Origin of the sequence: Burkholderia sp. 22PA0099, assembly GCF_047497165.1 — a bacterium.
Taxonomy (GTDB): domain Bacteria; phylum Pseudomonadota; class Gammaproteobacteria; order Burkholderiales; family Burkholderiaceae; genus Burkholderia.
Window position 1 is genome coordinate 694,876 of record NZ_CP163165.1, and the last position, 17,372, is coordinate 712,247.

At 66.7% G+C, this 17,372-nt stretch carries 17 protein-coding genes and 1 pseudogene; 5 read left to right on the plus strand and 13 right to left on the minus strand.

What is annotated here, in order from left to right:
• Positions 1-16 precede the first annotated feature (16 nt).
• Positions 17-643 (minus strand): lipoprotein insertase outer membrane protein LolB, encoded by a 627-nt coding sequence (gene lolB / locus AB4851_RS18400; RefSeq protein WP_414451886.1) that lies wholly within the window; start codon positions 641-643, stop codon positions 17-19.
• 8 nt (positions 644-651) lie between these two features.
• Positions 652-2,514 (minus strand): tetratricopeptide repeat protein, encoded by a 1,863-nt coding sequence (locus AB4851_RS18405; protein WP_414443118.1) that lies wholly within the window; start codon positions 2,512-2,514, stop codon positions 652-654.
• 87 nt (positions 2,515-2,601) lie between these two features.
• Here AB4851_RS18405 and mutM point away from each other — a divergent pair, with 87 nt between their 5' ends.
• Together mutM and mutY are read left to right on the plus strand one after the other, a co-directional pair.
• Positions 2,602-3,429 carry a bifunctional DNA-formamidopyrimidine glycosylase/DNA-(apurinic or apyrimidinic site) lyase gene (gene mutM / locus AB4851_RS18410; RefSeq protein ID WP_414450966.1) on the plus strand — a complete coding sequence of 276 codons (828 nt, stop codon included), beginning with the start codon at positions 2,602-2,604 and terminating at the stop codon, positions 3,427-3,429.
• Positions 3,430-3,436: 7 nt separating this feature from the next.
• Positions 3,437-4,534 carry an A/G-specific adenine glycosylase gene (gene mutY, locus AB4851_RS18415; protein WP_414450967.1) on the plus strand — a complete coding sequence of 366 codons (1,098 nt, stop codon included), beginning with the start codon at positions 3,437-3,439 and terminating at the stop codon, positions 4,532-4,534.
• Between the two features lie 39 nt (positions 4,535-4,573).
• Here mutY and AB4851_RS18420 read toward each other — a convergent pair whose 3' ends face one another.
• The 11 genes and pseudogenes from AB4851_RS18420 to kdsD all read right to left on the minus strand — a co-directional run bounded on the left by AB4851_RS18420 (position 4,574) and on the right by kdsD (position 13,829).
• On the minus strand, positions 4,574-5,209 hold the full coding sequence (locus tag AB4851_RS18420; protein ID WP_414445659.1) for an LON peptidase substrate-binding domain-containing protein: 636 nt from the start codon (positions 5,207-5,209) through the stop codon (positions 4,574-4,576).
• A 34-nt stretch (positions 5,210-5,243) separates the two neighbouring features.
• Positions 5,244-6,137, minus strand: coding sequence for an RNase adapter RapZ (gene rapZ / locus AB4851_RS18425; RefSeq protein ID WP_414450968.1), 894 nt, complete (start codon positions 6,135-6,137; stop codon positions 5,244-5,246).
• Positions 6,138-6,210: 73 nt separating this feature from the next.
• Complete coding sequence (gene hprK, locus AB4851_RS18430) at positions 6,211-7,179, minus strand: HPr(Ser) kinase/phosphatase (RefSeq protein ID WP_013699410.1); 969 nt, start codon at positions 7,177-7,179, stop codon at positions 6,211-6,213.
• A 128-nt stretch (positions 7,180-7,307) separates the two neighbouring features.
• A pseudogene (locus tag AB4851_RS18435) lies at positions 7,308-7,864 on the minus strand (PTS sugar transporter subunit IIA).
• A 126-nt stretch (positions 7,865-7,990) separates the two neighbouring features.
• Positions 7,991-8,356 carry a ribosome hibernation-promoting factor, HPF/YfiA family gene (gene hpf, locus AB4851_RS18440; protein WP_414443114.1) on the minus strand — a complete coding sequence of 122 codons (366 nt, stop codon included), beginning with the start codon at positions 8,354-8,356 and terminating at the stop codon, positions 7,991-7,993.
• A gap of 153 nt (positions 8,357-8,509) precedes the next feature.
• On the minus strand, positions 8,510-10,024 hold the full coding sequence (locus AB4851_RS18445; RefSeq protein ID WP_414450969.1) for an RNA polymerase factor sigma-54: 1,515 nt from the start codon (positions 10,022-10,024) through the stop codon (positions 8,510-8,512).
• A gap of 201 nt (positions 10,025-10,225) precedes the next feature.
• Positions 10,226-11,002 carry an LPS export ABC transporter ATP-binding protein gene (lptB, locus tag AB4851_RS18450; protein ID WP_414443112.1) on the minus strand — a complete coding sequence of 259 codons (777 nt, stop codon included), beginning with the start codon at positions 11,000-11,002 and terminating at the stop codon, positions 10,226-10,228.
• The gene (gene lptA / locus AB4851_RS18455; RefSeq protein ID WP_414443111.1) at positions 10,999-11,670 is read right to left on the minus strand and encodes a lipopolysaccharide transport periplasmic protein LptA; all 672 of its coding nucleotides are present in this window, start codon (positions 11,668-11,670) and stop codon (positions 10,999-11,001) included. The genes lptB and lptA overlap by 4 nt, the downstream gene beginning before the upstream one ends.
• A gap of 18 nt (positions 11,671-11,688) precedes the next feature.
• Positions 11,689-12,303: an LPS export ABC transporter periplasmic protein LptC gene (lptC, locus tag AB4851_RS18460; RefSeq protein WP_414450970.1), complete on the minus strand. Its 615-nt coding sequence runs from the start codon at positions 12,301-12,303 to the stop codon at positions 11,689-11,691.
• 3 nt (positions 12,304-12,306) lie between these two features.
• The gene (locus AB4851_RS18465; RefSeq protein WP_414450971.1) at positions 12,307-12,846 is read right to left on the minus strand and encodes a KdsC family phosphatase; all 540 of its coding nucleotides are present in this window, start codon (positions 12,844-12,846) and stop codon (positions 12,307-12,309) included.
• The gene (kdsD, locus tag AB4851_RS18470; protein WP_414443108.1) at positions 12,846-13,829 is read right to left on the minus strand and encodes an arabinose 5-phosphate isomerase KdsD; all 984 of its coding nucleotides are present in this window, start codon (positions 13,827-13,829) and stop codon (positions 12,846-12,848) included. The genes AB4851_RS18465 and kdsD overlap by 1 nt, the downstream gene beginning before the upstream one ends.
• A gap of 152 nt (positions 13,830-13,981) precedes the next feature.
• Here kdsD and AB4851_RS18475 point away from each other — a divergent pair, with 152 nt between their 5' ends.
• From AB4851_RS18475 to AB4851_RS18485, 3 genes are all read left to right on the plus strand, one after another.
• Positions 13,982-15,985: a monovalent cation:proton antiporter-2 (CPA2) family protein gene (locus tag AB4851_RS18475; protein WP_414450972.1), complete on the plus strand. Its 2,004-nt coding sequence runs from the start codon at positions 13,982-13,984 to the stop codon at positions 15,983-15,985.
• 116 nt (positions 15,986-16,101) lie between these two features.
• Positions 16,102-16,668, plus strand: a complete 567-nt coding sequence (locus AB4851_RS18480) for an adenine phosphoribosyltransferase (RefSeq protein WP_414443106.1) — start codon at positions 16,102-16,104, stop codon at positions 16,666-16,668.
• Positions 16,669-16,753: 85 nt separating this feature from the next.
• Positions 16,754-17,368, plus strand: a complete 615-nt coding sequence (locus tag AB4851_RS18485) for a LysE family translocator (protein WP_414450973.1) — start codon at positions 16,754-16,756, stop codon at positions 17,366-17,368.
• The last annotated feature ends 4 nt before the right edge of the window (positions 17,369-17,372 follow it).

A 17,372-nucleotide genomic window follows, 5' to 3' on the forward strand; every position in this document is an offset into this window, starting at 1 on the left:
GGCAAAGGAACGGGAATCAGCGGTCGAGCACGAGCTTGATGTCGAGCGGCGGTTCCGCACGCGTCAGGTTCAGCCGCTTGACGCCGGTGGCCGGCGCATCGGCATAGGCCAGATAGTCGATGGTCCAGCCGTCCTGGCGGATCTGCTTCAGGCGGGTGGCATCCTCGCGCTGGACGTCGGCCGGCGAACCGGGCGCCGGCTGCGGCAACATCCAGTAGCGCAGGCCGTCGAGCGGCAGCGCGAAGCCGAGCGTGTCCTGCATCAACTGGCCGACATCGCCCGCGAAGCGCGGCGCGCGGCCCGGCATTTCGAGCGAGGCGCGCTGCGGCGACGAGCGCACCACGGCGAGCGTCTGGCCCAGCGGGCTGCGCAACTCGAGCGTGATGACGTTGCCGGTTTCCTGCCAGTTGAAATTGCCGTAGGCGTTCTGTTCCTTGCCGAGCCGGTCGTCGTAGCGAACCGCGAATCGGCCTGTGTACGCGTGCGCGGCCTGCGTCGTGATCGCGTCGGCGGTGGGGGGCGTGGTCGAGCCGGTGGCCGCGGGGCCGGCCGGTTGCGTCGCGCAGCCGGCGAGCAGGGCGCCCGTGGCGAGCGCGGCAGCGGCATGGCGGAAAGCCGGCGCGAACGGCGCCTTCATGCGAATCGATACGCTCACAGCCCGTTCACCTCGAAACGCTTGAGCGTGTTGAGCAGCGTCTCGTTGTCCGGTTCGAGCTTTTGCGCGGCGCGCCAGGCGTCGCGGGCCTTGTCCTGCTGGCCGCTCTTCCAGAGCACCTCACCGAGGTGGGCGCCGATTTCGGCATTCGGCTGCAGCGTGTACGCCTGCGTGAGGATTTTCTCGGCAGCGGCGTTATCGCCCATCCGGTACTTGACCCAGCCGAGGCTGTCCATGATGAACGCATCCTTCGGCGCCAGCGCCACGGCCTTTTCGACCAGTTGGTTCGCTTCCGGCAGGCGCTGGTTGCGGTCGGCCAGCGAATAGCCGAGCGCGTTGTAGGCCTGCGGGTTGTCCGGCTGCATGCGCATCAGCAGGCGCAACTGCTGTTCCATCGTGGTGTACTGGCCGATTTTTTCATTGGCCATGGCGTAGTCGTAGCGCAGGTCGGGATCGTCCGGGAACGCATCGACGGCTTGCGCGAGGCGGTCGGCAGCTTCGCGGTAACGCTTGGCCGTAAACAGCAGCGAGGCGTCGGTGCGCGCGATCACGGCCGCATCGCGCGGATCGCTGATCTGCAGGCTCGCCAGCACCTTGCGCGCGTCGTCGACCTTGCCCTGCTTGGCGAGGATCTGCGCGCGCGTGACTTGCGCCGGGATGTAGTGCGGGCTGGCCGGATCGATCTTGTCGAGCCACTGCGAGGCCTGCGCGTTGTCGTTCTGCTCGACCGACAACTGCGCCAGATAAACATAGGCCTGGCCGACATCGGCGTCGGGCCGCTTCTGCGCGACGTCGATGTATTGCTTCAGGTATTTCTGCGCATCGCCGTACTGCTTTTCCTGGATCTTGATCAGCGAGAGCGCCATCAGCGGCGCCGGCTCCTTCGGATCGTTGCGGTGCATCGTCTCGAACTGCTTTTGTGCATCGTCGAGGCGGTTGTCGGCGAGATAGAGCTGCGCCAGCGCGAGGCGGCCCTCGCGCGACTTCGGGTTCTGCTGGACGAATTTCTCGAACGAGGCCACACCGATCGCGCGCTCCTGCGGGCCCATTTGCGCGAGCATCAGCGCGGCCGGCAGGTAGTCGGCCTTCAGTTCGAGCGCCTGCTTCAGCGAGGTGACGGCGCCGGCCTTGTCGTCGGTCGCCAGTTGCTGGCGCGCGATCGCGAGGCGGGCCTCGGGGCGGATCAGGTCGTTCTTGAGCAGATCCTGCAGGACCGTCAGGCCATCGGTGCGGTTCGGGCCGCGCGAGATCAGCGCTTGCAGCGCGAGGATCGCATCGCCGCGGTTGTCGCCGTTGGTGCGGGCCAGCTCGCGCGCGAGCAGCGGCTCGGCGTCGGTGGGCTTGCCGGACAGCACGAGCAGCGCGGCATCGACCTGCGCCGCGCGGTTCGAATCGGGTGCATACTCGCGCCACAGATTGGCCGCGGCCAGCGCGTCGGACGGGCTTTGCGCGGCCAGCGCGATTTCCGTCGCACGCTGCGCCATGCGCGGGTCCTTCGTGTCGCGCGAGAGCGCGAGGTAGGTCTGGTACGCGGGAGCGGGCTGGGAGCGTTGCAGTGCGACCTCGGCGGCCAGCACCTGATAGACGATTTGCGCCGTCAGCTGGAGGCCGGGCAGATCCTTCTTTTCGTCCGGGAAGCCCGGCGAGAACGCACTTTGCGATGCGGAATCGTCATCGGTTGCTGCGGCTGGCGATGCGGCGGTAGCGCCCGATGCCGGCGTCTGTGCGTGGGCCGGCAGCGCGCCGAACGCCCATGCGGCGAGCAGCGCGGCGCCGAGTGCGCGGCGGACCGGGAAGGCGAACGCGCGGCGCGCACGGGCGGCGGAGCGCTTCGAAGACAGCGTCGAGGACAAGGTCATGGAAATCCGTTCGAGGTTTCGACGATTGTAACGCGCTCGCTACAATACGCGCACGATCGCCATTAGCCACACACAGACCACAAAACCATGCCAGAGTTGCCGGAAGTCGAGGTTACACGTCGCGGAATCGAACCTTTCGTTGCCGGTCGACGCGTCAAGCGCGTCGACGTGCGCACCGCGATGCTGCGCTGGCCCGTCCCCGAAAATCTTGCCGCCGCGCTCGAATCGCGCGAAGTGCTGCGCGTCGAGCGGCGCGGCAAGTACCTGCTGTTCGAGGTGGATGCCGGCTGGTTCATCGTCCATCTCGGCATGACGGGCACGCTGCGCGTGCTGCCGGGCGGGGAGCCGCCCGCCGCCGCCAAGCACGATCACATCGACTGGATCTTCGACGAATGCGTGCTGCGCTTTCGCGATCCGCGCCGCTTCGGTGCCGTACTCTGGCACCCGCGCGAGCAGGGCGACATCCACGAGCATCACCTGCTGACGACGCTCGGCGTCGAGCCGTTCTCGCCGATTTTTACGCCGGCGCTGCTGTACCGGCGCACCCGCGGGCGTACCGTTTCGGTGAAGCAGGCGCTGCTGGCCGGCGACATCGTGGTCGGGGTCGGCAACATCTATGCGTCGGAGAGCCTGTTTCGTGCCGGCATCCGTCCGACCACGGCCGCCGGTAAAGTGTCGTTGCCGCGCTACGAGCGGCTGGCCGAGGCGGTGCGCACCACGCTCGCCGATGCGATCGAGCGCGGCGGCAGCACCTTGCGCGATTTCGTCGGCAGCAACGGCGAAAGCGGCTACTTCCAGCTCGACTGCTTTGTCTATGATCGTGCGGGCGAACCGTGCCGCGTGTGCGGCACGCCGATCCGCCAGATCGTGCAGGGCCAGCGGTCGACCTACTTCTGTCCGAATTGTCAGCGTTGAAACGAATTTGAAACCCCCACGCACCCGTCCGGCGCCGATTGCGCCGGCCACCCCGCTCGAAGCCGGCTTCGCGGGCCGCCTCATCGCCTGGCAGCGCGACCATGGCCGCCACGACCTGCCCTGGCAGAACACGCGCGATCCGTACCGGATCTGGCTGTCGGAAATCATGCTGCAGCAGACCCAGGTGTCGACCGTCATCCCGTACTACCTGCGCTTTCTCGACCGCTTTCCGGACGTCGCCGCGCTTGCGGCAGCACCGTCGGACGACGTGATGGCGCTATGGGCCGGCCTCGGCTACTACACGCGCGCGCGCAATCTGCATCGCTGCGCGCAGGTGGTGGTCGAGCAGCATGGCGGCCAGTTTCCGTCGTCGCCGGATGCGCTGGCCGAGTTGCCCGGCATCGGCCGTTCGACGGCCGCCGCGATCGCGTCGTTTGCGTTCGGCGCGCGCGCGCCGATCCTCGATGGCAACGTCAAGCGCGTGCTCGCGCGCGTGTTCGGCGTGGAAGGCTTTCCGGGCGAGAAGCGCATCGAGAACGAGATGTGGGGGCTGGCCGAACGCCTGTTCCCGCGCGACGAGGACGACGCCGGCATCAGCGCCTACACGCAGGGCCTGATGGATCTCGGCGCGACGCTGTGCGGGCGCGGCAAGCCCGAATGCCGACGCTGCCCGTATGCGGCCGATTGCGTCGCGAACGTGACGGGCCGTCAGCGCGAGCTGCCGGCCGCGCGTCCCAAGAAGGCGGTGCCCACGCGCCGTACCTGGATGCTGGTGCTGCGTGACGGCGATGCCGTGCTGCTGGAGCGGCGCCCGCCGAGCGGCATCTGGGGCGGCTTGTGGAGCCTGCCCGAAGCCGATGGCGATGCGGCGGCACTGCAACGCGTGCGTGAATTCGGCGGCGAAACCGTCAGCGCGCTGGCGCCGTTCGTGCACACCTTCACGCATTTCCGGCTCGAGATCGAACCGCGCATCGCCGAGGTGGGCGCGCAGTCCGCCGCGGCCGAGGCCGATACCGAGTGGGTGCCGCTCGCGCGGCTCGATGCCTACGGCGTGCCGGCGCCCGTGCGCAAGCTGCTCGACGCCCTGAGCGGGCCGCTGATCTGAGAAGGGGCGTGCGGTGCGCGGTGCCGTTGCCCCGCGCATTTATAGCCAGTCGTGGCGCTTGAGTACCTGATGCACGGCGTCGATGCGCGCGGCCGCGTCGGGAAGCTCCATCAGCTTCTGCCGCGTCCGCAACTCGAGCGGCAGCACTTCGGCGAGTCGATTCGACACCCAGGTCGGGTCGTCGAAATGGAACGGTTCGAGGAACGGCAGCGCGGCGTTTTTCACGTTGCGCAGCGCCGCGATGATCCGTTCGAGCACCTCCGCGCATGCGCCGAACTGGGCGATCGCCTGTTCGCCGTCGAGCGGGCGATCCTCGGGCAGCGGGTCGACGATACCCACCAGCAATCCGTTCGATTCGACGCGGTGCGAGAGCAGCGCGAAGCGCCGCGTGCCGACCGTGCGCAAAAACAGCATGCCGAATTCGCCGGTATCGCATTCGACGATTTCGGCCATGCAGCCGACGGCTTCGGGCACGGCCACCTGGTCGTCCTGCGCGACCTCGGGGCCGCTCTTGAGCAGGCAGACGCCGAACGGGACGTTGTCGCGCAGGCACCCGCGCGCCATGTCGACGTAGCGCGCCTCGAACACCTTCAGCGGCAGCAGGCCGCCCGGGAACAGCACGGTATGCAATGGGAACAACGGCAAATCGACGAGTTGGGTCGAAAGCGAGGACATGGCGGGCACCCCTGACGAGGAGCGGCTCGACGGTCTACTTGACGAGCCGCGATGACGCTTCGGCATCCACCGGTGCGTCACGATGCCGCACTATCACGTTCGCCTGCCGCGACAGACGCGCGGCGAGCGTCTCCGCAATGAACACCGAGCGATGCTGGCCACCTGTGCAACCGATCGCGACCGTCAGATAACTGCGGTTGTCGTCGCGGAAGTGCGGCAGCCATTTGACGATGAAGCTTTCGATGTCGTCGATCATCTGGTGCACGATCGGCAGCGCATCGAGGAACGCAATGACCGGCTGATCGAGCCCGGTCAGCGGCCGCAGTTCGCGGTCGTAGTAAGGGTTCGGCAGCGCGCGCACGTCGAACATGAAATCGCCGTCGAGCGGCACGCCGCGCTTGAAGCCGAACGATTCGAACATCACAACCAGATCGCCGTCGGGCTGCTCGATGAAGCGCTTGACCCAGGTGCGCAGCACGTTCGCGCGCAGGTTGCTGGTGTCGATCTCGTGACCGAAGCCGGCCAGCGGCGAAACCAGTTCGCGCTCGCGTTCGATCGCCTCGGCCAGCGAGGACATCACGCCGACATCGGCGTCGTGCGACGGGGAACCGGATAGCGGATGGCGGCGGCGCGTTTCGGAGAAGCGCTGGATCAGCGCCTGGGTACTGGCGTTGAGGAACAGCACGCGCACGTCGTGGTGTTGCGACAGCTCGCGGATCAGGTTCGGCATGTCGTCGAGCGAGGCGCTCGAACGCGCGTCGATGGCGACCGCGAGCCGCTGCTGGCCGTCGTCGCCGACATGGCGCACGAGTTCGGGCAGCACGCGCGGCGGCAGATTGTCGACGCAGTAGTAGCCCGAATCCTCGAGCGCATTGAGCGCGACGGATTTGCCGGAGCCGGAAATGCCGGTGATGAGGACGATGCGCATGGGGAGGCGGAAAACCAGACGATGCATCATAGCACCGGCGCGCCGGCCCGTTAGGGCGCGGCGCCGGCGCCGGTCAGACGAGTTTGCCGGGGAACTGGCTGTCGGGGTCCTGCATGGCGAGACGCTGGCGATCCATGAAATCGCGCAGCGTATCGATGCCGCGCAGTTGCAGGATCGTGTTGCGCACCGCAGCTTCGACCAGCACGGCGAGGTTGCGTCCGGCCGCAACCTGGATCGTGACCTTGCTGATCGGCAGGCCGAGCACGTCGACGGTCTGGCTTTCGAGCGGCAGGCGCTGGAATTCGCCGTCGGGGCGGCGCACCAACTGGACGATCAGCTTCAGCTTCATTTTCCGGCGCACGGCGGTTTCGCCGAAGATCGTCTTGATGTCGAGCAGGCCGAGGCCGCGCACTTCGAGCAGGTTTTGCAGCAGCGGCGGGCAGCGACCTTCGACGAAATCGGGGCCGAGTCGCACGAAATCGACGGCGTCGTCGGCCACCAGGCCGTGGCCGCGGCTGATCAGTTCGAGGCCGAGCTCGCTCTTGCCGAGGCCCGAATCGCCGGTCAACAGCACGCCCATGCCGAGAATATCGAGGAACACGCCGTGCAGCGTGGCGCGCGGCGCGAGAATGCGCGACATGTAGAGGCGCAGGCTGTCGATCACGGCGGCGGCCGACATCGGCGTGGTGAACAGCGGGGTGGACGAGCGGGTGCAGCGCAGTACCAGTTCCGGCGGCGCGGCGGCACCGCCCGCGACCACCAGGAACGGCGGTTCGAGCGCGATCAGCTCGGCCATGTGGCGGGAGCGGTCTTCGTCGGTTTGTCGTTGGTAGTACTCGATTTCCGCTTCACCGAGCACCTGGATCCGGTTCGGATGGATCAGGTTCAAGTGGCCGACGAGATCGGCGCTCGAGGTGGCGTTGCCGACCGTCTCGGCCGAAAACCCGCGCTCCCAGCCTTCATGCCCCGTCAGCCAGCTCAGTTTGAGCATGGCTGCGTTGTCGTCGAAGATGCTCTGGGCGTTGATGCTGGACGTATCCATTGCGTGCGTCACTCCAAATGGCCGGTGCGGCAATAAGCCGGACGCTCTGCGGCGCCGGACCGGCTGCGGGCGGCAGGGCCGGGCGGTACGCGCCGCCCGTCGCGGGGAAGCCTTCCGCCCGAATCAGCTCAAGGTTGCCATTGAGTGAGGAGACGATGCAACTCGTTACGATCCGGTTCGGTGTGCAGGCGTTCGCGGGCCTCGCGATCGGACAGCAGTTGCGCGATTTCGGACAGGATCTCGAGGTGCTGCTGGGTGGCCTGTTCGGGCACCAGCAGGAAGATCAGGAGCGAGACGGGCTGACCATCCGGCGCTTCGAAGGGGATCGCCTCGGCCAGCCGGACGAAGCCGGCGAGCGGATGCTTGAGACCCTTGATGCGGCCGTGCGGAATGGCGACGCCTTCGCCGAGGCCAGTCGAGCCAAGACGCTCACGCGCGAACAGGTTGTCGGTGACGATGCTGCGGCCGATGCCGTTCTGATTTTCGAAGATCAGACCGGCTTGTTCGAACACGCGTTTCTTGCTGGTGACGGAGAGGTCGATGACGACGTTCTCCAGTGGCAGGATTTTGGCTAGGCGATTCATGTTGACAGGCAGGGGGTGGCCTGGGGTCTCCTCGCGGCGGTAAACGAACGTTCCCTGTCGGGAAGCGGGTTGCCGGCACATCCCGGTAATAACCCGAACATTATAGAGCACGGACGTTCGCCTGGTGTGGCGTGATCGATCCGGTTCGTACGTGATACCGACAAGGCGTGGAACAAAAAAACCGCCCGTCGGAACGGGCGGTTTCGCTGGCGCGCGAGGCGCCGGATTTACTGCGGCGGCAACTCGATCTGATCGAGTACCGGTTGATGCTGATGCTTGATCGGTTCGTGTGCGTGAGTCTGCAGACGTTCCATGTGCTTGACCACCTGGCGGTCGAGCTTGTCGATCAACAGATCGATCGCCGCATACAGGCTGCCGTTGGCACTTTCGACGAAGATATCCTTGCCCTTCAGATGCAGATTGATTTCTGCGCGCTGCTGCCTGTCCTTTTCCTTATGGTTGTCGACCGAGAGGATCACAGTGCCATCGATCACCTGATCGCTATGCCGTAACACCCTGTCGAGCTTGGTGATTACGTACTCGCGAATGGCAGGCGTCAAGTCGAGATGGTGTCCGCTGATCTTCAAGTTCATAGTGTTTCTCCATGCAGATGACCCCGGTGCATGTAGAGGCTATGTCTGCCGGCAGGGCGATCTCCGTGGGATCGGATGATGACGGAGCTGGCCTTGGGCGGACTATGCCTTCGACAGCGCGGCGGCCGGAAAACGCCCGCCGCAAGCAGCGGGCTACAGAGACTTGCGCAGATTGACTGCCGGGATCTTGAGGGCTTCGCGATATTTCGCAACTGTACGACGCGCGACCACGAACCCTTGTTCCGCCAGCAGTTCGGCTATTCGGCTGTCCGATAGAGGAGATTTCTGGTCTTCGGCTCCTATCAGTTGCTTGATGAGGGCGCGGATTGCCGTGGAAGAGGCAGCGCCCCCCGTGTCTGTCGAAACGTGCGACCCGAAGAAGTACTTAAATTCAAGAGTACCGAACGGGGTCAGCATGTACTTGCCGGTTGTCACACGGGAGACAGTCGACTCGTGTAGGCCCAGCGTATCAGCTATTTCCCGCAAAACCAAGGGGCGCATGGCAATTTCGCCGTGCGTAAAAAAGTTCTTCTGGCGCTCCACGATGGCCTGCGCGACACGCAGAATCGTCTCGAAACGCTGCTGGATATTCTTGATCAGCCAGCGTGCTTCCTGGAGCTGCTGCTTCAGCGATCCGGTGCTCGGATCGCCGCGGCTGTTGCGCAGGATGTTGGCGTACAGATGATTGATGCGCAGCTTCGGCACGACCTCCGGATTGAGCTCCGCGATCCAGTTCTGGCCGCTCTTGCGGACCATGATGTCGGGCACCACGTAGTCGGCTTCGGACTTGCCGTAGGCGGCGCCCGGGAACGGTTCGAGCGAGCGGATCAGCGCATGCGCGTCGCGCAGCTCGTCGTCGTTGGCCTTCAGGTGCTTGCGCAGCCGCGTGAAGTCGCGCGCGGCCAGCAGTTCGAGATGCTGCGAGACGATGTCGAGCGACAGCGAGCGCGTGGGGGACGGATCGAGCCGCAGCAGTTGCAGGCGCAGGCATTCGGAAGCCGAGCGCGCGCCGACGCCGGCCGGATCGAAGCTGTGCAGCAGCGCGAGCGCGGCGCCCAGCTCGTCCACATCCACTTCGAGTTCTTCGGGCAGGTCGGTCATGACCTCGTCGAGCGCCGCGCCGAGATAGCCGTCGTCGTCCAGCGATTCGATCAGGAACATGACGAGCGCGCGGTCGCGCGGGCCGGCCTGCGTGACGCGCAACTGCGATGAAAGATGCTCGCGCAGCGAGGTCGTGGCTTCCTGCACCTGCAGCGGCGGGAGATCGTCGTCATCGGAGGCGCTCGACGAGCGGCCGTAATCTTCCAGGTTCCACTGGCTCGAATCGCCGCCGTCGGATCCATAGGAGTCGTAATCGTCGCCGTTACGCTCGTCGCGGTCCGATCGTTCGCTCGATGAATCCGAACTGCTGCTGCTCGACGTGCCGTTGCCGTGCATCGGCTCGGGTGCGGAGGACGGCGGGGCCTGCGGGATCAGCGTGCCGTCGGCACCCACGCGCAGCGGGCTCGCGAGCCACTCGTCGTTCTCGAGCAGCGGGTTCTGGGCGATGGCCATCGCGACTTCCTGCTGCAATTCGAGCGTCGACAGCTGCAGCAGCCGGATCGACTGCTGAAGCTGGGGCGTAAGCGCGAGGTGCTGCGACAGGCGAAGTTGGAGGCTGGCTTTCATGGCAAAAAGGAATCGTTACCTGAAGTTTGCCACGTAGGCGGCGCGTTGCGGGAGGCGGGATGACACGAAGATCGCGAGTGGCGCGCCCGCGCACCGTCGTGCGGGCGCATGGCCGCGCCGCGCGGCCGATCGCGCAGCGCCCGGATCGGCCGGGGTGTTCGGGGTGGGTGGCCGGGCGCCGGGCGGCGCCGCGGCGCCCGCTTACATGCGGAAATGCTCGCCGAGGTAGACGCGGCGGACGTTCTCGTTCTCGATGATGTCCTGCGGCGCGCCGGATGCGAGCACGGAGCCGTCGCTGATGATGTAGGCGTGGTCGCAAATGCCGAGCGTTTCGCGGACGTTGTGATCGGTGATCAGCACGCCGATGTTGCGCTGCTTCAGGAATTTGACGATCTTCTGGATTTCCAGCACCGCGATCGGATCGACGCCGGCGAACGGCTCGTCGAGCAGGATGAAGCTCGGGTTGCTGGCCAGCGCGCGGGCGATTTCCACGCGGCGGCGCTCGCCGCCCGACAGCGACAGCGCCGGGTTCTCGCGCAAGTGGGCGATCTGCAGCTCGTCGAGCAGCGCTTCGGTGCGCGAGGCGATCTCGTCCTTCGACAGCAGCTTGCCGTTGTCGCCATGCTGCAGTTCGAGCACGGCGCGGATGTTCTCCTCGACGGTCAGCTTGCGGAACACCGAGGCTTCCTGCGGCAGGTACGACAGGCCCAGCGAGGCGCGCTTGTGGATCGGCAGCAGGCTGATCGGGCTGCCGTTCAGCGAGATGTCGCCGGCGTCGAGCGGCACCAGGCCGACGATCATGTAGAACGAGGTGGTCTTGCCGGCGCCGTTCGGGCCGAGCAGGCCGACCACTTCGCCGCTTTTCACGTCGAGCGAGACATCCTTGACGACGGTGCGCGAGCCATAGCGCTTCTTCAGGTTGCGGACCACGAGCGAGCTCGTGGTGCCGGCGGGCTGGCGGTTCGGCAGGGCGGTCACGGGTTCGACTCTCCCTGCATGGTGTTCGACGGCACGAGCGTGGCGCTGGCGCCGTTCAGCGGCGCCGGGCCGCCGTTCTTCGGCGACAGCATCGCGCGCACGCGGCCGGTGGGGTTGCCCGGCGCGGCGACGTCGCTGCCGCCCTTGGCGGTGTAGAAGTCGCGCTGGCCGTCATACGTGATGACGCTGCCGTGGACCGTATCGCCCACGGTGGTCAGGCCTTGCAGGCGGCGCACGGTGGCATTGCGCGTGAGCGTGGTCAGGTCCTGCTTGCCGTCGTAATCGATGCGCTCGGCGTCGCCGTCGATGTACTCGTCGAGGCCTTCGCGCTTCTGGCGGAACGATGCATGCTTCTTGTTGCCGGCGGCCATGGTGGCCGTGGCGTACTGATAGCCCTGCGGATCCTGGCGAACCTCGACGCGATCGCCCTTGATCAGGATCGTGCCCTTGGTGATCACGACGTTGCCGGTGGCGACGGTGACCTGCTTGAGGTCGTCATAGGTGAGGTTGTCGGCCTCGACCTGGATCGGTTTGTTCTGGTCCGCTTTTTCCGCGTGCGCGAGCGGCGCGACGCCCGGGAGCGTCAGCGCGACGAGCGCCGCGGCGAGCCCTGCGCGGACAGCGCGGCGCGCGCTGCCGGAAGAAAAACAAGGGAACGATTCGTTCATGCAGTCACGCAAGCTGGGTTACTTGGATTGGCCGGAATGGCCGCCGGCGGAGTCGGACGCGGCGATCGTGCCGCGGACGTTGCCGTAAAGGTCGATGACCCGGGTGACATTGTTGTACTTCATGCCGTTGGTCGCGTTGGCGATCGACAAACCGCGCTGAAGTTTAACCGGCTTTTCGGTCTCGATCACATCGTCGTTGACCAGCACCCGGAAATGTTGGGAATCAGCTTCCATCGGCGGGTCGCCTGCGCCGGCCGCGCGCAGGATCTTCGCGTTGTCGTACAGATCGACGATCGAGACATCGCCGTTGACCGTGCCGCGCTGCGCCGTGGCCGTGACCACCGGCTTGCCGGGCTGGAACGCACGCATGGCCGGCGCGGTGAGCAGGCTGGTCTCGTCGTCTTCGTAGTGCACCAGCTTGACGGCCGTCAGCCGGTATTGCGTCGCGCCCGATTGATCGAGCTCGGTGACCGAGAAGTTGTCGGCGAAGTAGTCGGGCGTGTGCGTTCTCGGACGCTCGACGCTCTCGCCCGGCGGCGGCAGCGTGGCCTGCAGCAGCCAGTAGGTGACGGCCGCCAGCACGGCGAGCGCCGCGATCGGCAGGAACGAGCTCAGGTGCAGCCGCTGCGACATGAATCAGGCTCCCAGCGCGGCGGCGAGCAGCGCGTCGTAGCGGCCCTGGGCGCGCAGGATGGTGTCGACCACTTCGCGTGCGGCGCCATAGCCGCCGCCGGTGGTGGACACGAAGTGCGCGCGCGCGAGCACGTCGGGATGCGCGTTGGCCGGCGCGGCCACGAAGCCGCAGCGCGTCATCACGCCGAGGTCGGGCCAGTCATCGCCCATGTAACCGCATTCATCCGACGAAACGCCGGTGGCCTGCAGCAATTCGGCGAACGCCGTCAGCTTGTGCTCGACGCCCTGGTACAGATGGCTGATGCGCAGTTCCTTGGCGCGCACGGCCACGATCTCCGAACGGCGGCCGGTGATGATGGCCGTGTCGATGCCGGCCTCGCGCAGCAGTTTCAGGCCGTGGCCATCCTGCGAATTGAACGACTTCATGGTGTCGCCGGCGGCCGTGAAGTGCAGGCCGCCGTCGGTCAGCACGCCGTCGACGTCGAAAATCATCAGCTTGACGCGGCTCGCGCGTTCGGCGGCCGTGGCGGAAGCAGCGGACATCAGATCACCTTATTCGAGAACAAATCGTGCATGTTGAGCGCGCCGATCAGCACGCCGTCGGGATCGGTCACCAGCATCTGATTGATTCGGTGGCGCTCCATCAGTTCCACGGCTTCGACCGCCAGATGGTCGGGGGCGATGGTGCGCGGGTGGCGGGTCATCACGTCGCCGATCGGCAGGCGGCGGAAATCGCCGTCGCGTTCGAGCACGCGGCGCAGGTCGCCGTCGGTGAAGATGCCGGCGACATGGTCGTGCTGGTCGACCACCACGGTCATGCCCATCCGCTTGGCGGTGATCTGGAACAGCGCGTCGGAGAGTGTCGCGTCGAGCCGCACGATCGGCACTTCGTCGCCGGTGCGCATCACGTCGCGCACGTGGGTCAGCAGGCGCCGGCCCAGCGAGCCGCCCGGGTGCGAGCGCGCGAAATCGTTGGGACCGAAGCCGCGCGCGTCGAGCACGACCACGGCGAGCGCGTCGCCGAGTGCGAGCGCGGCGGTGGTGCTGGCGGTGGGCGCGAGGTTCAGCGAGCACGCTTCCTTCTCGACCCCGGCATACAGATGGATGTCCGACAACTGGCCGAGGCTCGATTGCGGCCGGCCCGTCATGGCGATCAGCTTGGCGCCGAGCCGCTTGATCAGCGGCAGGATCGCGACGAGCTCCTGCGATTCGCCCGAATTCGAAATCGCGATGAAGACATCATCGGCGGTTACCATTCCGAGGTCGCCATGGCTCGCTTCGGCCGGATGGACAAAGAACGCCGGGGTGCCGGTGCTGGCCAGCGTGGCGGCGATCTTGCGGGCGATATGCCCGGATTTGCCGATGCCAGACACGACCACGCGGCCGCGACAATTCAGCAGCAGGCCGACGGCGCCGACGAATTCTCCGTCGAGCTGGTCACGCAATGCGCGTACCGCATCCGCCTCGATGTCGAGAACGTCGCGGGCGAGCGCAAGCGCCCGGTCATCATTGATTTTCGCTATCATGCGCGGAGTATAACAAAGGCGTTTGTTCGCCGCGCCGGGTGCTGGAACCGCGCTCCCGACGGAGTCCTGTCCTCGCCCATCGAGTCGCCCCCGTGGCGGCCCCACCCGCGTTCGCCTGTCGCGACGCCCTGACGAACGAGGATCCTTCGCACGTGATTTCCCCGCTCGAAATGACGCTCCTGCTGCTGCTGGCTTCAGTGGTGGGGGTCGTCGTGTTCCGCTCGCTGAACCTGCCGCCGATGCTCGGTTATCTGACCGTGGGCATCGTTGTCGGCCCGCACGCGCTCGGTTTTGCCGGCGATCTGGAGCGGGCCGAGCATCTGGCCGAATTCGGCGTGGTGTTCCTGATGTTCTCGATCGGCCTGGAATTCTCGCTGGCCAAGCTGCGCGCGATGCAGCGGCTGGTGTTCGGGCTGGGGCTGGCGCAGGTAGTGGTCACGCTCGCGGTGGCGGTGCTGCTCGGTTTCGCGTTCGAGCATTGGGTTCATATCACGTGGCAGGGCAGCATCGCGCTCGGCGGCGCGCTGGCGATGTCGTCGACGGCGATCGTTTCGAAGATGCTGGCCGAACGGCTCGAAATCGAGACCGAGCACGGCCGCAACATCTTCGGCGTGCTGCTGTTCCAGGATCTGGCCGTGGTGCCGCTGCTGATCGTGATTTCGGCGTTCGGCGGCGAATCGTCGAAGGATCTGGCGGTCACGCTGGGCCTGGCGGCGGTCAAGATCGTGGTGGCGCTCACGCTGCTGCTGTTCGTCGGCCAGAAATTCATGACGCGCTGGTTCAACGTGGTCGCCCGGCGCCGCTCGCAGGAACTGTTCGTGCTGAACCTGTTGCTCGTCACGCTCGGCGCGGCATTCATCACGGACAAATTCGGGCTGTCGCTCGCGCTCGGCGCGTTCATCGCCGGCATGCTGATTTCCGAAACGCCGTACCGCCATCAGGTGGAAGAGGACATCAAGCCGTTCCGCGACGTGCTGCTCGGCCTGTTCTTCGTGACCACCGGGATGCTGCTCGATCCGCGCGTGATCTGGGAGCATCCGTTCCTGGTGCTGGGGTTCTTCGCCGGCCAGGTGCTGCTGAAGGCGGCCACCATCACCGGGCTCGCGCGGCTGTTCGGCGCCACGCCGGGCGTGGCGATCCGTACCGGGCTCGGGCTCGCGCAGGCCGGCGAGTTCGGTTTCGTGATGCTGAATCTGATCCTCGACCGCCATCTGGTCGATTCGACGCTGCTGCAGGCGATCCTCGCCTCGATGCTGCTGTCGATGATGGCCGCGCCGTTCCTGATCCAGAACGCGGACCGGATCGTGATGCGCGTGTCGTCGACGGAATGGATGCAGCAATCGCTGCAAATGACCCGCATCGCCACGCAAAGCCTCAAGCAGCAAGGCCATGTGATCATCTGCGGCTACGGCCGGGCGGGCCAGAACCTGGCGCGGATGCTCGAACAGGAAGGCCTCGCCTACGTCGCGCTCGATCTGGACCCCGACCGCGTGGCCGCCGCCGCCGCGGCCGGCGAATCGGTGGTGTTCGGCGACGCGGCGCGGCGCGAATCGCTGCTCGCGGCCGGTATCCACCGCGCGGCGGCGGTGGCGATCACCTATGCGAACACGCCGTCCGCGCTGCGCGTGCTGCATCACGTCCATGAACTCGAACCGACGCTGCCGGCGATCGTGCGCACGGTGGACGACGCCGACCTCGAAAAGCTGCTCGCTTCGGGCGCGACCGAGGTGATCCCGGAGATCGTCGAGGGCAGCCTGATGCTGGCGTCGCACACGCTGGTGCTGATGGGGGTGCCGATGCGGCGGGTGGTGCGCCGGGTGGAAGAAATGCGCGATGCGCGCTACAGCCTGCTGCGCGGCTATTTCCGCGGCGCCGACGACGCGGACGACGACGACCACGAGCAGGTGCGGCTACAATCGGTGCCGGTCGATGCGCGCTCGGATGCGGTCGGCCGTTCCCTCGAGGAGATCGGGCTGTATGCGCTCGGGCTGGAGGTGACGGCGATCCGGCGGCACGGCATTCGCGGTGTGGAGCCGGACCCGGATACCAAGCTGCGCGCGGCCGACATTCTCGTGCTGCGCGGCTTGCCGGAAGCGCTGTCGATGGCCGAGGAACGGCTGTCGCGCACGCGCCGGGAAGGTGGTCAGGCCGCCTGAGCCTGTCGGATCGGCGCGCTGCCGGTGCGCGCTTTTCACCGGTCCGGCCCTCGATTCGTCAACCCAATTTGCCTGAACGGCGCGCGCCTTCGCCAGCCGTTGTTTCGGAGAAGTTCATGAGCCACCAGCCGTCGGGCGTGTCGCCCGATCCCGCCGAGTTCGTCCGCCGCCATGTGCGCACGGTGTCGGACTGGCCGCAGCCGGGCGTGCAGTTCCGCGACATCACCCCGATCCTGCAGAGCGCGAAGGCGCTGCGCGTGCTGATCGACCTGCTGGTGGAGCGCTACGTGGGCGCCAAGCTCGATTACGTGGCCGGGCTGGACGCGCGCGGTTTCATCATCGCGCCGATCGTCGCCTACGAGCTGAACATCGGCTTCGTGCCGATCCGCAAGGTCGGCAAGCTGCCGTACAAGACCCAATCCGAATCGTACGAGCTCGAATACGGCAGCGCGACGGTCGAGATCCACGAAGATGCCTGCCAGCCGGGCGACCGCGTGATCATCGTCGACGACCTGATCGCGACGGGCGGCACCATGATGGCCGGCAAGAAGCTGCTCGAACGGCTCGGCGCGACGGTGGTGGAGGGCGCGGCGATCATCGATCTGCCCGACCTCGGCGGCTCGGCGCTGCTGCGCGGCGCCGGCCTGCCGCTCTATACGGTGACGGAGTTTCCGGGCCACTGAACGTGGCCCGAGCGCCGGTTGCCCGGTGTTTCCCTTTCCCCGATTTCCGATTTTTCCCGATATCTTCCAGCGAGCTAGCCCGGTCATGCCGAACTTCCTGCTGTTCCTCGCCACCTCGGTCGCGATCACGGTCGCGCCCGGCCCCGACAACCTTCAGGTGCTCGCGCGCGGCATCTCGCAGGGCCGCGCCGCCGGCCTCGTGTCGGCGCTCGGCTTTGCGGCCGGCGTGATGTTCCACACCACGCTCGCCGCGTTCGGCGTGGCGGCACTGCTGCGTTCGTCGCCGGTGGCCTTCCACATCCTGAAGTTCGCGGGCGCGGCCTACCTGATCTGGATCGGCATCAAGGCGCTGCGCAGCCAGGGCCTGGCCACGGCCGACGCGCGCGCGCCGCAGCCGCTGCTGACGATCTTCCGGCAGAGCGTGATCGGCAACATGCTGAACCCGAAAGTGACGCTGTTCTTCGTGGTGTTCCTGCCGCAGTTCGTCGATGTGGGCGGCGTGCAGCCGGTGTCGCTGCAGATGTTCGAGCTGGGCCTGCTGTTCATGGCGCAGGCGGCGGTGGTGTTCTCGGTGTTCGGCTTGTGCGCGGGGCTGCTCGGCGCCTGGCTCAAGCGCCGGCCGCGTGCGGGTGTCTGGCTCGACCGGCTGGCGGGTGCGACGTTCATCGGGCTCGGCCTGCGCATCGCGTTCAAGGACTGAGCCG

Excerpts from the sequence above, each read along its gene's own strand:
- AB4851_RS18405 (WP_414443118.1), bottom strand. The coding sequence starts at position 2,514 with ATGACCTTGTCCTCGACGCTGTCTTCGAAGCGCTCCGCCGCCCGTGCG.
- mutM (WP_414450966.1), top strand. The coding sequence starts at position 2,602 with ATGCCAGAGTTGCCGGAAGTCGAGGTTACACGTCGCGGAATCGAACCT.
- AB4851_RS18420 (WP_414445659.1), bottom strand. The coding sequence starts at position 5,209 with ATGTCCTCGCTTTCGACCCAACTCGTCGATTTGCCGTTGTTCCCATTG.
- rapZ (WP_414450968.1), bottom strand. The coding sequence starts at position 6,137 with ATGCGCATCGTCCTCATCACCGGCATTTCCGGCTCCGGCAAATCCGTC.
- hprK (WP_013699410.1), bottom strand. The coding sequence starts at position 7,179 with ATGGATACGTCCAGCATCAACGCCCAGAGCATCTTCGACGACAACGCA.
- hpf (WP_414443114.1), bottom strand. The coding sequence starts at position 8,356 with ATGAACTTGAAGATCAGCGGACACCATCTCGACTTGACGCCTGCCATT.
- AB4851_RS18445 (WP_414450969.1), bottom strand. The coding sequence starts at position 10,024 with ATGAAAGCCAGCCTCCAACTTCGCCTGTCGCAGCACCTCGCGCTTACG.
- lptA (WP_414443111.1), bottom strand. The coding sequence starts at position 11,670 with ATGAACGAATCGTTCCCTTGTTTTTCTTCCGGCAGCGCGCGCCGCGCT.
- lptC (WP_414450970.1), bottom strand. The coding sequence starts at position 12,303 with ATGTCGCAGCGGCTGCACCTGAGCTCGTTCCTGCCGATCGCGGCGCTC.
- AB4851_RS18465 (WP_414450971.1), bottom strand. The coding sequence starts at position 12,846 with ATGTCCGCTGCTTCCGCCACGGCCGCCGAACGCGCGAGCCGCGTCAAG.
- kdsD (WP_414443108.1), bottom strand. The coding sequence starts at position 13,829 with ATGATAGCGAAAATCAATGATGACCGGGCGCTTGCGCTCGCCCGCGAC.
- AB4851_RS18480 (WP_414443106.1), top strand. The coding sequence starts at position 16,102 with ATGAGCCACCAGCCGTCGGGCGTGTCGCCCGATCCCGCCGAGTTCGTC.
- AB4851_RS18485 (WP_414450973.1), top strand. The coding sequence starts at position 16,754 with ATGCCGAACTTCCTGCTGTTCCTCGCCACCTCGGTCGCGATCACGGTC.